This window comes from Mojavia sp., from assembly GCF_059505145.1.
The window spans coordinates 1-16234 of the sequence record NZ_JCACKA010000110.1 but is presented as its reverse complement, the minus strand read 5'-3'; the positions used below and the strand labels follow the sequence as shown (position 1 = coordinate 16234).

Here is a 16234-nt window from a genome sequence, read left to right as displayed (position 1 = left end):
CAATTTACAAGAACTCTTGCAAAAGTGTTTTGTGGTATAATTAAGGGTTTGGCAATTTGCAATTAGGAAACTTAATTAGCAGTGAAAATAGAGAAAGCTAAACAGCTTACTGCGAGAAAATTTAAGCGCATGAGTGGAGTAAGCCGTCAAACCTTTGATTCTATGGTTGATGTAGTTAAAGCTGATGAAAAAAAGAAAAAAAAGCCAGGTCGCCGTCCTAAACTAATTATTGAAGACCAAGTTTTAATGGTTCTTCAATATTGGAGAGAATACCGCACTTATTATCATATTGGGTTAGATTGGGGGCTGTCAGAATCGTAAGGATTCAGGTCTAATATTGCGGAAGCAAAGAAGGACGAGACAGATAATTATTAGAATCAGCAATTAGAGCTTGTGTAAAAAAATCAATCACAGACCGACCTTGACGGCGACAAGTCTGCACCACAGTCAACAAATTGGCAGTGTGTTGAAACCGTGCCATCGAACGGGAGCCACCACTAACTTTACGTTTTGTCACAGCCAAACGAAGAGAGCGTTCGGCTTGATTGTTATCTCTAGTTCCCGTACAGACTCCACCATACCTATGCTATTTAATTTTGCCCAAACTAAATCTGGGTCAAGCTTTTCTTGGATATTAGATAACATTAGATAATGACGAATTTCGTGGCGACCATGACCAAATTCTTTTGTTTTATACTTGCTATGCTTTAATCCTTGGAAACCTGCTCTTATCTCTTCATCGATTAGTTTTTCTACTTCATCATAAAGATTTCCTTGATTCTTTTTTAAGGTAATTACATAGTCTGCATCTTGCTGGACGATTAACTTCACAATATTTTTTTGACAGCCTATTGCATCTATTGTCACAATACATCCAGACAGTTCTAGCACCTTTAATAACTCTGGGATTGCTGTAATTTCATTTGAGTTAGAATCTACTTTTACCTGACCTAATACCAATCTATTTGTCGTTGCCCAGGCACTAACTATTTCAATCGCACTTTGCCCGGATGCTTTATCGTTAGAACCACATAAAGTTTTCCCATCAATTGCTACTATCTCCACTGATGTCACCTTCTGTATTGATCTCATCCATGACAGAAAACATTCTTGGAACTGTTGGGGGTTTAACTGTGCAAAGACTCGCACAAAGGTGAGGCAGCGCCGTGCGGGGGTTCCCCCCCGTTGAGGCGACTGCCGTATCGTGTGACGGAATACCGTTTGGTAACTCCAAAAACGTTTTTAACCATTCATATTTCGTGCAGCCATATAGTTCAATTGCCACCCAACGAGGAAGCTCCACAGATCACTGCACACAAAGCAATGGTTAAAATGTCAATCAATTTATGTCGTTTTGTACGATCTATTCGTGGGTCTGACATCTCAGCAAAATGGTCAGCAATTGTAATTTTGGGTTTGAGCTTCACGCAAACTGGGGCAATATGACTATTTTTACAATGACTTTACCATCAAAGCCTCATTGCTCAACCTCTATACCATCAGCGATTGCCTCCGGCACTGCGCTTTAGCGCAATCGCTGCCTTTATCTCTCCTTAAGTAATTATGTACTATATTTAGATGCGTTCGCCCTGGGAGGTAGCTGGGGTGGCAGGGGGAGAAAAAGCTTTTTGTCAAATAGTTCTCTCTCCCCCTGCGATAAGATTGCTGCACCTCTCAAGAAAGCTCGACCTACACCACAAAATTGGGTTGGTAAACCACTAGCCCTCAGTCCAGCTTGTTACGGGTTGTGTGTAACCGTGACAGGGAACTGTTGGAGCTGGGCGACGACCTGATCCGGCGCACCCACAGGCGCGAGGTCAACGGGTGCTTGCAACTGGTAAACCTCACCTTGCGGTGGAAACCGCATTAGGTTGTTGTTGATCAGTGCAGCTGTCTTAGTGTTAGACAGCACTAAGGGCGGGCCGCCTCCAGGTGGCTTCTCGATGGTTGCAGTGAAATCCAGAAACATTGTCTGCCGGAAGGTCGGCGGGAGAGTCTTGATGAGTTCGAGCAGACTGAGTGGTGTTACGTCAATATCGCTCTGACTGATGGTAACTCTACCCAGCACAGGACTATCAGCCGAGACCTCGTGACCGATAATCCTTAGCCTGACACCGCCGAGACCTTCTCTGAGGTTCCCCTCTACTCGCACGGTGATCCCGCCCTTGAAGTCCAGCGTAATTAGCCCCAAGACATTTACTTGTAGGGGTACGTTGACCGCATAGCAACTGCACGGTATTTCCAAGCCGATCGCCGGCAAAAGTCCACCTAGCATCATAATGTTAACCTCCATTTTTATCATCTGAATCTGGGAATCATAACCGCAGAGAGCGATTTAGTATATATCCCTAGTGAATTTAGTACTCGACCAACCCAAAATTTCTGGGTGAAGGCAAGTAGGGGAAGTTGGGAAAGCTGAGTGCTACCCCAGCACCCCCTGCTTACCACTACCCATCCTGGTGTCGGCATAAGGCTGTAAAGCTTCCCTCAGTGCTGCTGGCACAGGTGTTGGCAGCATTCGCTCTCCTTCTCGTCTCATGCAGGCTATTTGCTGCTCCCCACAAGCGATCAATTCTTCGTTACCATTTGTCAATCTCCAATACTCAAACAGCATTGTGACTCGATTTTGGATCAGTTCTTTCAGACGCATACGGATGGCGATGGTATCGAAGGCATAAAGTTCGACAAAATACTCACAGGACACCCGAACAGTTGCCAAGGCTAGACCTTGGGATAGCTCTGCCAAAACTGTAGGGGCATAATCCCTGAGAAACATCTCACGACAACGACCCTGCCATTTCAAGTGGTTGACATAATACACATTACCGACGAGGTTTGTTTCTTCAAAACCCACAATATGTACATATTCATATGCTTTCATTTGCTCTCCTTGAACATTAAGTTTTTAATACCAAATGTATAAATGGTGACTAACGAACTTCAACATCATTGGCTGGAGGGAAACGATGGTAGCGCAGGGCGATCAACATCGGTATCAGCACGATGAGGTTGTAGAAAAGATGTAGTTCGATTCGAGGCAGCCAGGGTTGTCCAGTAAAGGGAAGGACACTAAAGTATTGAGCAACGATCTGGGCAATACTGACTGGCGCGGCAAATTTATATAAGTTGTTATGGATTAGTGACTGACCTAATAATAAGGCGTGTTCAATGTGATGCCAGAACTGAATGGCAAAGGCAATATTCCACCAGAAAAGTGCCTGTCCAATGGTGATTGCTGGACGCAACAATGCTAAACCCAGGAGCATAAACAGGGCGTGACCGTAGTGCAACCACTCTGAATGCACCAAAGAGGGATAAAATAGTCCGAGTACTCCAAGACATTGGGGTCTGGGCCAATGCAATACCCAAAGCTGAAATCCCTGGAACAAATGTTCAGACAAATGAACGAGGATAATAAGCATAAAAATCTGCATGGCTCGTTTATGCCAACGTCCATTCAAGGCATGGATCAGAGATTGAAAAATTACTGGTGTAGAGCTTCTTGGAAAACTTCTGGTATTTGTCATAGCAAGCCTCGTGTGGTTTAACTGAGAATTATTGTTTCTTAAGAAGCACAGTAAAAACTAGTTTGTGGGCAAAGGACTGCACAGATATGTCAAAGGTGGAGATCAAGAAATCTCCTGATTGAAGCAAAACTTCATCGCCACTAATGGCTAAATTAGCGAGAATCAGGGGTGCATTCTCTATAGCACCAGCCTTCTTAAGACACTCAATTGCTGTCCAAATCCGAGTCGCAGCAGTATTTTGGTCTTCTTTCCTTTCCTGATGAATAATTTCTGCTATTTTGAATCTCTCTGTCCCAAGTAGGTCTTGCCAAACTGAAACAGGACGGGGAACTACGGGTTCAACATCACAGCCAATTGCACCTTTGCTGGCAATAGCTATGGTCAAAGGTTCGGCATGGGACACAGAAACTTGCTGGCAGCCTAATACGAATGGCTTGCCATCTGCTCGCCGCCAAATTGGTACTTTTGACCCAATTGCTTGTTGAATGGCGCGATCGCTGCGTACTCGTCTTTCTACATTGGAATCGCAATCAACTATAACAGCAATATCTGCTGAAGGAAAGCGTTCTCGAATTCGTCGTTCCAGATAGGGGCCTAGCAATGATTCTACCCAAGGATTTTTCGCTGGTGATGACTGAATCACTTTTAGCTGTAATCCCTGCCAGCGTTCTAGAATTTGACCTGAGCGATCAAAAATTTCTAGGTCGTAAATAAAGGTGTTGCCATCGTGCGATCGCTCTTTGGCATAGACAAACTGTGGCTCTGTACTGGAAAGACTACTCAATTCCAATCGTTCGACAGCAGTTGGCAAAATTGTTGCCTGGGGAATGCACGCTTGTAAAGCATGGACGGCTGCATCTCGTGCTGCTGGATTGCCCAAAACCAGTTGTGCGGGTAAATAAGAGCTAAACCAATTACTACCTCGATCTGGTGCAATTTCAGCCAGACACTCTTTCGCTCTCAGTTGCCGATAACTAGACAATCGCTGAAATCGCCCTTGATGGAATAATATTTTCCCATAAAGGTCGCGCTGTGGATTCAGCGAAACAGAATCGGCGACAGATTCTAAATTCGGTGCATGGGTGGATAGTTGACCGATCTCTGACCCTTGTTTGCCAAACCAACAGGTAGCTCGGAAGTGATCTACCGCAAATGCAGTCTGCTCGCTTCTGAGTGTAACTTCAATGTGTCCCGGCTCATGCATCAAGGCAGCAATCTGAATTTTTAAAGGTGTGGATTCGGCAACAATAACAGGGCGATCAAACTTTACCTGCTCAAATACGGGTAGTTGCTCTGTTTTTGCCAATGCCATAGCTACCTGTGCCATTGCCTCTAGCCCCAAGACTGCGGGAAACACCCGTTCGCCCTGAAATTGATGGTCATTTAGATAGAGGTCGGTTCCTGTGGATAGGGTAGCATCAACTATAAGTTCTACACCAGGATAGTAGACTCGTGGCTGTTCTAGAAAACGCAGGAATGGCAGTTCTGGTTGCTCAAGTTGGAGTGTCGGCAGTCCTCCGAAACGCCCGGTGGCGATCGCACAACCAGCTAATGGCTGAGTCAATAGGTGACGAAGCATGGTAATTCCTTGCTCTGTCGGGATGGGAGTAATCCCCTGCCGCAACAGAGTATCTATACTGCCCAAACGGGAACCCATTCCTACTTCAGACCAAAGCGACCACTCAATAGCTAGACAGCGACAATGAGGATGATCTGCTTGCCAGCGTTCTACTAGATGTACTAGCCATTCATTGGCTAGCGCATAGTCTGCTTCACCTGGTAAGCCTGTGCGAGCAATTATCGAACCAAAGGCAATCAACAGTTGCAAATTGTCTGGATTAACTGCGACCAGGACATTCTGCAAACCCTGAACTTTAGGAGCAAGGGTGTGAAGAAAATCTTGTTGTTCCAGGTTACTTAACAGTTGCGGAACGTTGCGGGCTGCACCGTGCAGAATGGCGGAAATGGAACCGAATGCGGCTTCTGCTATTTGGATGGCCGATTTAACTGCAACTGCATCAGTAATATCGGTGGCAATGTAACGAAATTCAATCCCCGCAGCAGTCATGCGGTCAAGATTGGTCAACAGTTCAGGATCTTGATCTGGTTGTGATCGCCCCAATAACACCAACCGCACTCCCGTTTCTGTGGCTAAGGCAAACGCACATTCTGCGGTAATTCCTTTGCCACCACCTGTAACTAGCAACACATCATTTGCTTTCAGGGGAACAGCAGATGTTTCTAACTGGGGTAAAACTTTGAGTACAGGCTCGTGTCTTTTTCCCAACCGATCATAGTGCGCCTGGGAGTATCCTATTGCTGCTCTAGCTTCCGCTAAAATCCATTCTACAGCTTGGGGATGATCCATTGGCAGATTAACTACACAAGTTGTCACCTGTGGTGTTTCAAGATAAAGGGTTCGAGCAAATCCTGCTCCACCTCCACCCTGTTGAACCAGCACAAATCGAGCATTCTCTTGTGCCAACACTGCACTATAGCCTTTTAACAACAAATCGATATGAGGAAGCTCCTGTAAAGATGCTGTACCAAGGTTAAATTCAGTAGGAAGACAGACGACTACTCCATTACCTTCAAAATGCTGAAATGCTTGCTGCAAAGGTTCTGCTAACGGATGAGCGGTAGTTGTAATCACTTTCCAAGATCCAGGCAAGTCAGCAGAAATCTGACAACGAGGCAAGGAACGCTCCACCAGTTCAACTGTGAATGTCCTTACCCAAGCATCCACACCAGCAGGTAAGCGTTCTTCAATACTGTCAGCTTGCGAACTCGCGAGGCGTAAGAGTTCTCCTAATGCCTGAGCGACTTCAGCAACCGTGGCATCGGCATAACTAATTGGAGCAATAGGTGGGGCTAGATTGAGCGAGCGCGCTGCTTCGACTACAATTTGGCTAACTGTAATTGAATTAAGATGCAGATCGCTCAATAATCGATGCTCGTTTGCGATCGCACTCACAGGAAGTTCTGCTCGTTGTGCAACAAGCTGGCAAACTAATTCTAATGGTGATTTATTGAAAGTGCCGGGATACTCCATCTCCTGGTGAGTGGATAAGGTTGTTCCCTCAATTGCCTGGGACATTGAGTATGGAGAAAGAGATAATTTTTCATTCTCCCCCTTGCTCCGTTGTCCCTGCCCCTTTGCCTCTTGTAGCCTTGGTGCTAACTCACAAGGATTGACGAAGAATCGCGGTTGCCAGTTCAAATCAAATGGTCGAGTAAAGCGATCGCCAAACAGTTGTTTGTGTTTAATTGGTGTGCCAACGACAAACGCCGCGCCAACTGCTTGTAATAAGCCCTTGAAAGAAGAACCACTAGCGTCTAAGGATACTATCGGCACGTCTATAAATTCAGTAACTAATCCTGATAAAACACGACCCGGCCCAACTTCAATCAACAGGTTAACTCCTGCCGCAGCTTTGGTAACTGCTTCAATAAACCTAACAGTGGCAGTGATTTGGCGTTGCAGGAGCGAGCGCAAATCTTCAGTGTAATCAATCGCTCTTCCTGTCACCGTAGAAAACACAGTTCGCTGCAATATTTGAAATGCTTCTTGCCCTAAATAGTCTGCAAATGGTTGGGCTGCATCTGCTACCAAAGGTGAGTGGAAAGCATGGGATACAGGTAAGCTCACAGCTTTTAATCCCATTGCTTGCGCTCGATTCACAACTGTGGTGACACCAGTAACCTCACCGGAAATGACTGTCTGTTGAGGCGAGTTTAACCCCGCAATCACAACGCGATCACCATTAATTAAATTTTCCACTACGGTTTGTGTTGCTTGGATACTTGCCATTGCACCAAGGGTATTACCTACCTTAGTCATTGTTTGCCCGCGCACAGTCGCAATCCGTAATAACTCAGCTTCATCAAAAGCACCAGCCCAATGCAGTGCCGAAAGCTCTCCTAAACTGTGTCCAACGCTGACACTGGCTTCGATGCCAAATTTGTTTAAAACTCTTAGTCCTGCCATTGAAGCAGAGACGATTGCAGGTTGTGCTACTGCTGTTGCTGTGCCATCGCTATTCTGGGAAAGATTCGCCCACTGATACAGGTCTTGTACACACTCAAATCGTCGTTCCCATGCTCCACCATTAAAGTAAGTGGGAGATGCTTGCCCTGGAAACAAAAATCCGATTTGAGGTTTATCTATGGGTACTCCCAAAAACACACCCATACGACTGTCGAGTCGAACAGTGATTTCTTCTTTCAACCACGATTGCAAAATCTCTAATTGGGTTGTGAGTTCTTGGGGAGTTGATGTGACAATTGCTGCCCGTACTGGATGATTAGTCAGATTTCTTTCTAACTCAGCAGCTAAATCTGTTAACTCGGAATAAGATAACTTAGGTGCTAAAGTTAACAAATGCTCTACTTGTTGGAGCAAGCTAATTGCATCTTCAGCAGCTAATAAAAGCAGTTCAGCATCTTGTGCAGAAGACAATAATATGTGTTCTTGAGTACTAAGTGCTTGCCGCCTTGTGCCAATGCCTTCTAGTACAACATGGGTATTGATTCCACCAAAACCCATTGCACTGACTCCAGCGCGTAATTGGCTATTAGTAGTCCAAAGTTCACCGCAATTGAGTACGCGTAAAGTAGAACTCTGTTGAGCTAGTTGTGGATGAACCTGCGTACAGCTTGGCATGGGAGGCAAAATTTGTCTGTGGAGTGCCATAGTAGCTTTGATTAAGCCAGCAATGCCTGCGGCTGCTTTTGTATGACCGATGTTTGCTTTGATAGAGCTAATGACTGCCAAAGGAGTATCAATAGCTACTGATTGGCGAATTTGCGAGAGGACTTGAAGTTCTGTAGCATCACCAACTTTCGTGCCTGTGCCATGCCCTTCAAAATAAGCAACCGTTGCTGCATCAAAACCAGCCCGATGATAAGCACGATTTAATGCTAGAAGTTGCCCTTCTACTTCAGGACGTGTAATTCCGCCTTTCCCGTCTGACGAAATTCCCCAACCGCGAATCACAGCGTAAACTTGATGATGTTGCGCTATAGCATCGTCATAACGCATTAGCACTACAAAGCCACATCCTTCACCTGGCCAGAAACCATTAGAGCGAGTATCATACACGCGCATCTCATCAGATGCTAGTGCGCCTGCCTTGGCAAAGCCAATCAATTCAAATGGATCGAGGCTCAAATCGATACCACCGACAATGGCTACATCCAAGTCACCCACAACCAAGGCTGTACAAGCATTGGCAACAGCAAGCAATGAAGAACTACAGGCTCCGTCAACGGTATATCCACCACCTTTGAGGTCGTAATAGTTACAGATGCGTCCGGCAATGGTATTAGAGAGGTTGCCTGCTAAAGTCTCTTCACTGATTTCGGGAAAAGGAGCTTTGTAGGTTGCTTCTAATTCTTGTAAAAAGGCGGAACGCTGCTGAGGTGAAAAATCTGCTTTTGCTAATGTGGTGTCTACAACCCGATGTACATAAGGCCAGCGCAATCTTAATGTATTGGCTCGGGAAAATTCTCCTGTCAGGGTGTTACCGACTAGCACTCCCGTTCGCTCATTGGGTAAGATTTTATGTTGAATAAAACCAGCATCATTTAAAGCTTGAGTTGCCACATCTAAGGCTAACCAATGGACAAAATCAGCCGAACGAAATGTATTTCCTGCGACTCGAAAGCGAAGGCGATCAAATTCATAGCCCTCAATTAGAGCTGCTTGGGTTGCATAGGTGCTATCAACTGCGTTGCGGTCATCAGACCAGTAATCTTCTAGTGATAAACGCTCTGACGGGATACGCCGAAATGCTCGACGTTGAGCCAGTACATTTTCCCAAAGCTCAATTGGTGAACGAGCATCTGGAAATTGACAGGCCATTCCTATGATCGCGATCGCTCCTTTCATAGCTTATACCTCCACTGCTGTGGCTGATGCCGGAACTATGTTTACTGGTTCTTCCAGTTTGATCGTTGTTTGCACTTGCAGAACAATCCCGCGAACTGCACAGACAATAGTTAGAGCAAAGAAAAGTCCAAAGACAATATGGGAAACCATCAAAATTCCATAAGTTGCAGCAACTCCGGCTCCAAATAAAATTTGCTCTCTAGAATCAATGGGTGTTGTACCAGGGTCTGTCACCATGTAGAAAGTAAAGAGAATAAATGCTACACCTGTCATCGGTACTAATGCGGCAACAAGCGGTGTACTAAAAATCAAACTTCTCAGCCATGCTTGAATGACAAACCCAATCAACCACGCAGCAATCAAAGGTAATCGACGAGTAAAACGGGCGTTAAGGAACGTTCCTGTAATTACAATTAGTCCTGGTAATAACCAATCTCCGATTCCACTCAGATTCTCTGTAAATTGATAGGGTGGTGCAATTCCCACCCAAGGAAAGAGCAGCAGAGTTACAGTAATACCAAAGTTAGAGGGGTTGAAAAAATGGCGATTAGTTTTACCGGCAGCAGTTTGAAAGATAGCTTTTGAGCCGATCGCCACCGCAGATGCAAAGATAATAGGGAACAACTGCTCATTGGCATAAAGTAGCATTGCCACAGCTAGCCCGGTTATATGTGCAGGTAGCAGAAAATCAATAAATTTTTGTATTCCACCAAGAAAATTGGGGATACGCTGCTGTACTAAAGCTTCAACTACCTCTAGCAAAAGTTCCACGCTGTATGTAGTTGCTAACGCTACCAGGGGTTGCGCCCAGGATTGCTCAAACCCTAGAAATGAATGCCCCAATAGGTTAAGGAGTGTAATAGCGATCGCAAACCGTCGCAATCCCCCTAAGCGATTTGCTTTACTCCAAATAACTGTTGTCGTCATTAAGCCTCCTCTTTGGATAATCCACTCAGCAGCACGGTATGCCAACCCGGTTTTACACGTACGGTTTTTTCACGAATTCGTCCATTTAGATCCCGCCAGCGCAAATCGACTTGAATCTGAGTTTGCGGCGATAACTCACCCAAACCAAAATGTAGGTCGGGACTACGATCGCCAGAATGACCATTTCCACCATCTACCTGAGCAACTAACCGCCGACCATTCGCTAGATGAACGGTTGCAGTCGCACCAATGGCTGGCTGTCCAATTACCTCTATTCCAGGATGACCAGAACGTACAATCGCATCAGTTAATGTTGTTGAACCAAGTTCGCGGAGCAGGTGAAGACCTAAAAATGCCCCAGCTTTATAACTATTGTTTTGGTAGAAATAAGACGTTTCCCACTGATTGGCTGTGGCAAAATCCAAATCTCCATCACCATCTACATCGGCTGTCGCAATACCTCGACTAACTTCTGTAGTGTCAATTCCTAAGTCTTTAGCCAAGTCATAGTAGCGGCCATTTTCTGCCATGACAAAAAATGGATTGTGTTGATGGCCGCTTAAATCATCACCAGATTGTAAACGAGGCCAAAAACGAGAATCTCTTAAAAGGTCATCGTTTCCCATTGCTAGCTCGTGCAACTCTGGCCAGCGATTGACTGTCCCTTTGAGAAAGCCTGTTGCTTGCAATGCTTCTAGAGTCCCATCATTATCAAAATCGCCAAACTTTGATTCCCAACCCCAGCCACTACGAGATACACCCATTGGTTCACTGCGGTCAATATAGGGGGCAATACCTTGCTGCATAGACTCAGTTTTGCCCGTGCTGGTAAAGAGGAAGTGGCTCTCTTCTAGAGCATATTCAGAGCCAATGTTGCTGACATAAATATCGAGTAAGCCATCATTGTTGACATCGCCAAAATCAACCCCCATTCCTTTAAAACTGTCACGACCAAGAACTTTTGATCTCGGAGTGGTGAGGCCTCTTTTTCCTTCTAGGAGGGTAAAACGCAGTTCCCCTGGTTGGGAGCGATTGTACAACAGGCGATCGGGGCCAAAATCATTAGCAAAGTAAACTTCTGGTAGTAAATCTCCATCTAGATCTGCGGCTCCAATAGCTAAAGTCCAACCATGTTTGATTGACTCATCGAGAACATCTTCAGCTTCTCGAAATTTTACTGTTGGCTCTTTTTCTGTTGTGGCTCCTGTCCACAAGAAAAATCGGCTACTCCCACCGTTATTAGCTCTACTCATTGAATGTTGCATTTGTTCACGCCCAGAGGCACTAATATCTAAAATTCGCGCCTCATCTTGGTGGTAATTACCAATGATTAAGTCAGTATGTCCATCCCCATCTAAATCGGCAAGAGTAGCAGCATTAGTAAACCATCGTCCGCCGTCTGGTACAAGTTCGCGTTCTATGTAGCGATCGCTGGATAACTCCACTTGCTTTTTATCTACTGCTTGTTTTTGCAGATATGCGATCGGTGTTCGTCCCCAGTAATAGGCAAGGATATCAATCAATCCATCCTCATTTAAATCCCCAGGCAAACAGCCCATCGGAGCCATTGTTGTGTGATCGTAGGGAAGTGAGATTGGCTCTAGAGTAAAAGGCTGATAGCGATTGAGTGTTTTAGGAACTGGTGCAATAATAATCTGATTAATTCTTGTATCTATATAACAAACATCATTAGATAATCCATCTTTATCCAGATCGTTTAATGCTATGGATGCTCCTACAGAAGAAGTCCAAGCTGAATGACGGTTTAAACTCGGATGAACTGCTCGTTTAGTATCAGATGAGTAACCTATTAACTCTGGTAAGGCTACTCGCGCAAAATTAAAGTGGCTAGCGAGTGCGTTGCGCTCTACATCAGATAACTCTGGTAATCGTACCAGCCAGAATAATACAAAAATTAAAAAACTCGCCACTAGGCGCTTGGCTTGTTGCTGTATAAAAGTTATCCAGAACTTCATACTTAAACCTCCTGGGTAAATTGAGCCTGAATTCGGCTTCGCCAAACCTCATACATTGGTTCGCTACTATTTGGGAATATTTGTGCCTTAGCAGCATCAGTAATTTCCGCAGCACTAGCAGCAGACAAACCGCACAGAATCTCACAAGCAAGCTCTGTATGCTTGGCTGGGTTCCTAGCCCGCTGACGCGCCTTAGCAGCAAAGGCTGCTCCTTGGGCTAATTGAGGCTGATAAGATTTTGCTACTTCTCGTAAAGATTTTATTGCCCAAACGTCTACACCACCAGCATAAGCACAGGCAAGACCTACACCACTCCAAAGATCTGCATGGCGCTTTTGGGAGAAGTTAGTAATAGCTTCACAGATTTGGTCAATATCAGCGCCTTTAACAAACCAGAGACTTCTACCTAATCCTTGATCAAAAACTCGATAAGCATACCCCGAAATCGCTTTGGGAACCTGTTGATTTTCTATAGATTGAGGCCAATGAAAGTAACCTTGATGAAAACCATATCCATCGATCGCCAACCAACCTAATAGAGGATCTAATTGCTGTAAAGCTTTTTCAATTCCTCGATTTAGCCTAGCTAAAACCCAACCAACACCGACATATACCATGTATATATGAGATGAGCCAAAGCCTTCTAAATATAATTGCAGCCGCTTTTTATTCCACGGAGTTATTATATCTAATAAAGCTAAACCCATTCCTGCACCTTCAAAAGCAAATCCACGAAGTTCTAATTCCACCTGATTTAGCTCAAACTCTAGAGTTTTTAAACCTTCATCTTTAATAGCTGCATGATAGCCCAGGAGAAACGTCTGTCCTACTGTTTCTAAATGTTTTTCGCTCTGACTGTTATTTTTATAAAATCCCCGCCTATCAAAATTAGTCTCTGTGGGGGAAATTTTTAAACTTTCTTTAAGTAATTGCTGCAAAAGTTTCACTAGTCTTATTCCTAATTTTTGTTATTAGGCTATGGTTTATAGCTGATTTTAATACATAAAAATTTGTTTTTGATGAATTAAGCTAACTTTTTAAAATTCTAGCTCTTGATAAACTTAATTTAAATAATAATCTCACTTTTATTAATAAGAAGCAATAGCAATTCAGTGGAAATTTAAGAGGACAGTTAAGACAGTTAAGACATTTAAGACATTTAAGACATTTAAGAGGACAGTTAAGATATTTAAGGAGACAGTAAAAAGATTCAAAAAAGTGAATGAATAATAATTACTAATTGTAAATTATTAACTACCTAGAGAATAAAGGTTTAAAAAAGTGAATGAATAATAATTACTAATTACAATACCTTAGCCAAAATAAAAGGGTGAAGAGAGAGGGCGCTCTGTAGTAGAGTTATTGTCTTCCCAAACGACAAATCAAAAGCCACAATCAACCCATGCCCGACATCTTATCACTCCTGCAATGCCTCCTGCCGCAGATAAACGCTACGACGATGCGTCCTGGAGTTTGGACTAATTTGGATCCAACCAGCAATTAAGATAACAGCAAGACAAAGTTACCCAACTTCTTGGAGAAACTGAGTCAAGTTGAATCATGAGAAAATCAGCCGAAACTAAGCAGCAGTTGAGTCAGCTTTGTTAAGTGATTCTTCGGTTTTGGGTTTTTTAGATGCGCGTTTTTTGACAGTGGGATAAGTTGGACGAGGGGATGGTTGATGTCCTGGGATGCGACCAGGTGATTTACCACGGGTTTTGGGGGGTTCGGCAGGAGTGCCAATAGCAGCTAAAATGAGGGGAAATGCTTGTGCCACACGTCCTGGAGATAGTTTATCTTGAGTTGGCTGCCAAGGCAATGGGGAATCAATACAAGCAACTCTAGCGAGCCAGAGTTGCCAAGTTAGTAGGGGCATTAGGTCACTCCATCGCTCTGCTGCCTGAGTAGAACTCAATTGAGGTTGTGTCCAATGTAACCTTTGCTTGGCAAATCGATACCAATGTTCTAGAGCGAAACGGCGTAAGTATTTGTGCCAGAGTTCATCTATGGTGCTGACAACATCTTCTAAAACGTTCATAACTATCCACAACAGAGCTTTAGACCACGGAAATCTCAGTGCTAAAGATTGGCAGATTCCCATAAGCAAAGTAGCTATGAGTACGCCAGAGACAGAAAGGGCGATCGCCCCAGCATTATTCCAAAGGCTTGTTTGAACAACATTACCATTAGCTTGACTGACTGGCCCGGCAACATGAGTGTAAGTCAAAATAGTTATGGCTACTGCAATTCCAGCCCAGCCGATAGCAGTTGCTCCTATCCACCAGCGCGATCGCTCAAACCACCCCTGCAAAACAAACCATTGAAATGCGCCAATTACTGCACCAGCAACCACAGCACCAACGATCGCGCAGCCTAGCAGTATATAACTGATTGCCCCTTGGGTATTAGCTCCTGGTAATGGCAGTAAAGGGATGAATATATCCATTAAAGGAACAGCTACAAATGCTGCTCCAGTACCAATACATCCACCAACAATAAAGCTAATTACTGTTGAGAGCATCCACCGTCCCCATGCTGCTAACCTAAAATCACTGATGTTAGCCACTGTTTAACTCCCATTAGCTTGCAAGCTTCACCGTTTCAACTACACTCTAGATGTAAATAATTCCAATCTGCCAGTGCTAAATGTGCGAGATATTTAGCAAGGAAAGCGGGAAATAACCTGGAGAAGGCTAAAACTTATACTTTGCGTTCGCAACGAATGGCACTGCCTAATTTTCCACAAAATATTACTTCGTCAAAAGAACTTCTTTAAGCTAGTGTCCGAATTGTTGCCAAATTTGATACCTGAGCTAACATTCACAGTTCTGGAACTTACAAGGACACTATTAAATCAATTAAAACAGTTATATGATTTCGTTTTTGTTTGTTGCTCAATTACTTTACGAAAGAACCGCAAATAGATGAACCAGTTAAAGCCTAAATATCGAAAACTAAGCAGCCTTAGCTTTGTATTAGTTGCGCTGGTGTGCTGTGGTTATAGCATTTTCCAAACTTCATCAATGGCAAGTTTTAGTACAGCTTATGGAAGTTCACCCGCTTCCAAGAAAGCTAGTACACTCAAAGCTAACTCCTTCTTGTATCGAAAAATAGAGGGGTTTGGGCTAAATATGTACGTGGTACAATTATCAAATACTAGCAAGCCTCAAGAGATTCGTTTTCAAGCCCCATACACTCATCAAATGTGGCTTGGGGCAGATGGCTCAGGACGTATTCAGCGAACAGACGGTAAACCAGAGTTTTTGAGCGCTCAAGACCGTGTTATTTGGGAAGCGGCTGGTAAACCAAAGTTATCATCAAGAAGCTTCACGATAGATCATAAAGCAGGTGAACTCAGTGACCCGACAGTGCTACCTTTGGATATAACTGCACTGGCACAGACGATCCGTAATCGGGCAAAACAGAATAATATTCCGATTGAAGGAGCGATGTTTGATGAAACTTTAAGTATTTTGGTGACGCTGCAAACAAAAGCAGAGCTACGCCGACCATTGTTTGAAGTAATGGCAAACATTCCAGGAGTTAAACGCAGCGAGAATGTTACAGATCCCCAAGGACGAGCAGGTATAAGTTTGAGCTACACTGACACCCAGGCTGGAAAACAAACCCGTGTGATTTTTGAGCCGCAAACGTATGACGTGTTAAGTGATGAGATAGTTTTGCTAAAGCGAGTACCAGAGTTAAATGTTTCAACCCCATTTGTACTAAGTTGGACAACATATTCTGTTCCCAAAGCAGTAGCTTCAACTAGTGACGTACCTTAAATATGATTATCAAAGCGATGGGACGATAGTTGCAAGGGGCAAATTAAAGGCGGATTAGCTTACCACAAGCAAACTATAGAATCCATTTGGGATCTTTAACGACGAGCTAAGATCAAAAATAAATGCCAT

General features: G+C 44.1%; 8 protein-coding genes and 4 pseudogenes. 2 read left to right on the top strand and 10 right to left on the bottom strand.

Annotated features, from left to right (window positions below):
* Positions 1-81: 81 nt before the first annotated feature.
* Positions 82-318, top strand: a pseudogene (locus AC5JL8_RS29790) (helix-turn-helix domain-containing protein); the annotation flags it as partial.
* 13 nt (positions 319-331) lie between these two features.
* Here AC5JL8_RS29790 and AC5JL8_RS29785 read toward each other — a convergent pair.
* From AC5JL8_RS29785 to AC5JL8_RS29740, 10 genes and pseudogenes are all read right to left on the bottom strand, one after another.
* Positions 332-553 (bottom strand): annotated as a pseudogene (locus AC5JL8_RS29785) (IS66 family transposase); the annotation flags it as partial.
* Positions 554-561: 8 nt separating this feature from the next.
* Positions 562-1427 (bottom strand): annotated as a pseudogene (locus AC5JL8_RS29780) (ISAs1 family transposase); the annotation flags it as partial.
* Between the two features lie 311 nt (positions 1428-1738).
* On the bottom strand, positions 1739-2278 hold the full coding sequence (locus AC5JL8_RS29775) for a hypothetical protein (protein ID WP_495883288.1): 540 nt from the start codon (positions 2276-2278) through the stop codon (positions 1739-1741).
* A 144-nt stretch (positions 2279-2422) separates the two neighbouring features.
* A complete protein-coding gene (locus AC5JL8_RS29770) occupies positions 2423-2881 on the bottom strand; it encodes an acyl-CoA thioesterase (RefSeq protein ID WP_495883287.1) in 459 nt (152 codons plus the stop codon).
* A 49-nt stretch (positions 2882-2930) separates the two neighbouring features.
* Entirely contained in the window at positions 2931-3527 is a 597-nt protein-coding gene (locus AC5JL8_RS29765; protein WP_495883286.1) for a hypothetical protein, read from the bottom strand.
* A 28-nt stretch (positions 3528-3555) separates the two neighbouring features.
* Positions 3556-9417, bottom strand: a complete 5862-nt coding sequence (locus AC5JL8_RS29760; protein ID WP_495883285.1) for an SDR family NAD(P)-dependent oxidoreductase — start codon at positions 9415-9417, stop codon at positions 3556-3558.
* 3 nt (positions 9418-9420) lie between these two features.
* Positions 9421-10344 carry an enediyne biosynthesis protein UnbU gene (locus tag AC5JL8_RS29755; protein ID WP_495883284.1) on the bottom strand — a complete coding sequence of 308 codons (924 nt, stop codon included), beginning with the start codon at positions 10342-10344 and terminating at the stop codon, positions 9421-9423.
* On the bottom strand, positions 10344-12320 hold the full coding sequence (locus tag AC5JL8_RS29750; RefSeq protein ID WP_495883283.1) for an FG-GAP-like repeat-containing protein: 1977 nt from the start codon (positions 12318-12320) through the stop codon (positions 10344-10346). Before AC5JL8_RS29750 ends, AC5JL8_RS29755 begins: the two co-directional genes overlap by 1 nt.
* A 2-nt stretch (positions 12321-12322) precedes the next feature.
* Positions 12323-13267, bottom strand: coding sequence for a DUF1702 family protein (locus tag AC5JL8_RS29745; protein WP_495883282.1), 945 nt, complete (start codon positions 13265-13267; stop codon positions 12323-12325).
* 632 nt (positions 13268-13899) lie between these two features.
* Positions 13900-14316 (bottom strand): annotated as a pseudogene (locus AC5JL8_RS29740) (NF041680 family putative transposase); the annotation flags it as partial.
* Between the two features lie 1027 nt (positions 14317-15343).
* On the opposite strand from AC5JL8_RS29740, the gene AC5JL8_RS29735 reads away from it, so the two are divergent.
* Entirely contained in the window at positions 15344-16105 is a 762-nt protein-coding gene (locus tag AC5JL8_RS29735) for a hypothetical protein (protein ID WP_495883281.1), read from the top strand.
* Positions 16106-16234 lie beyond the last annotated feature (129 nt).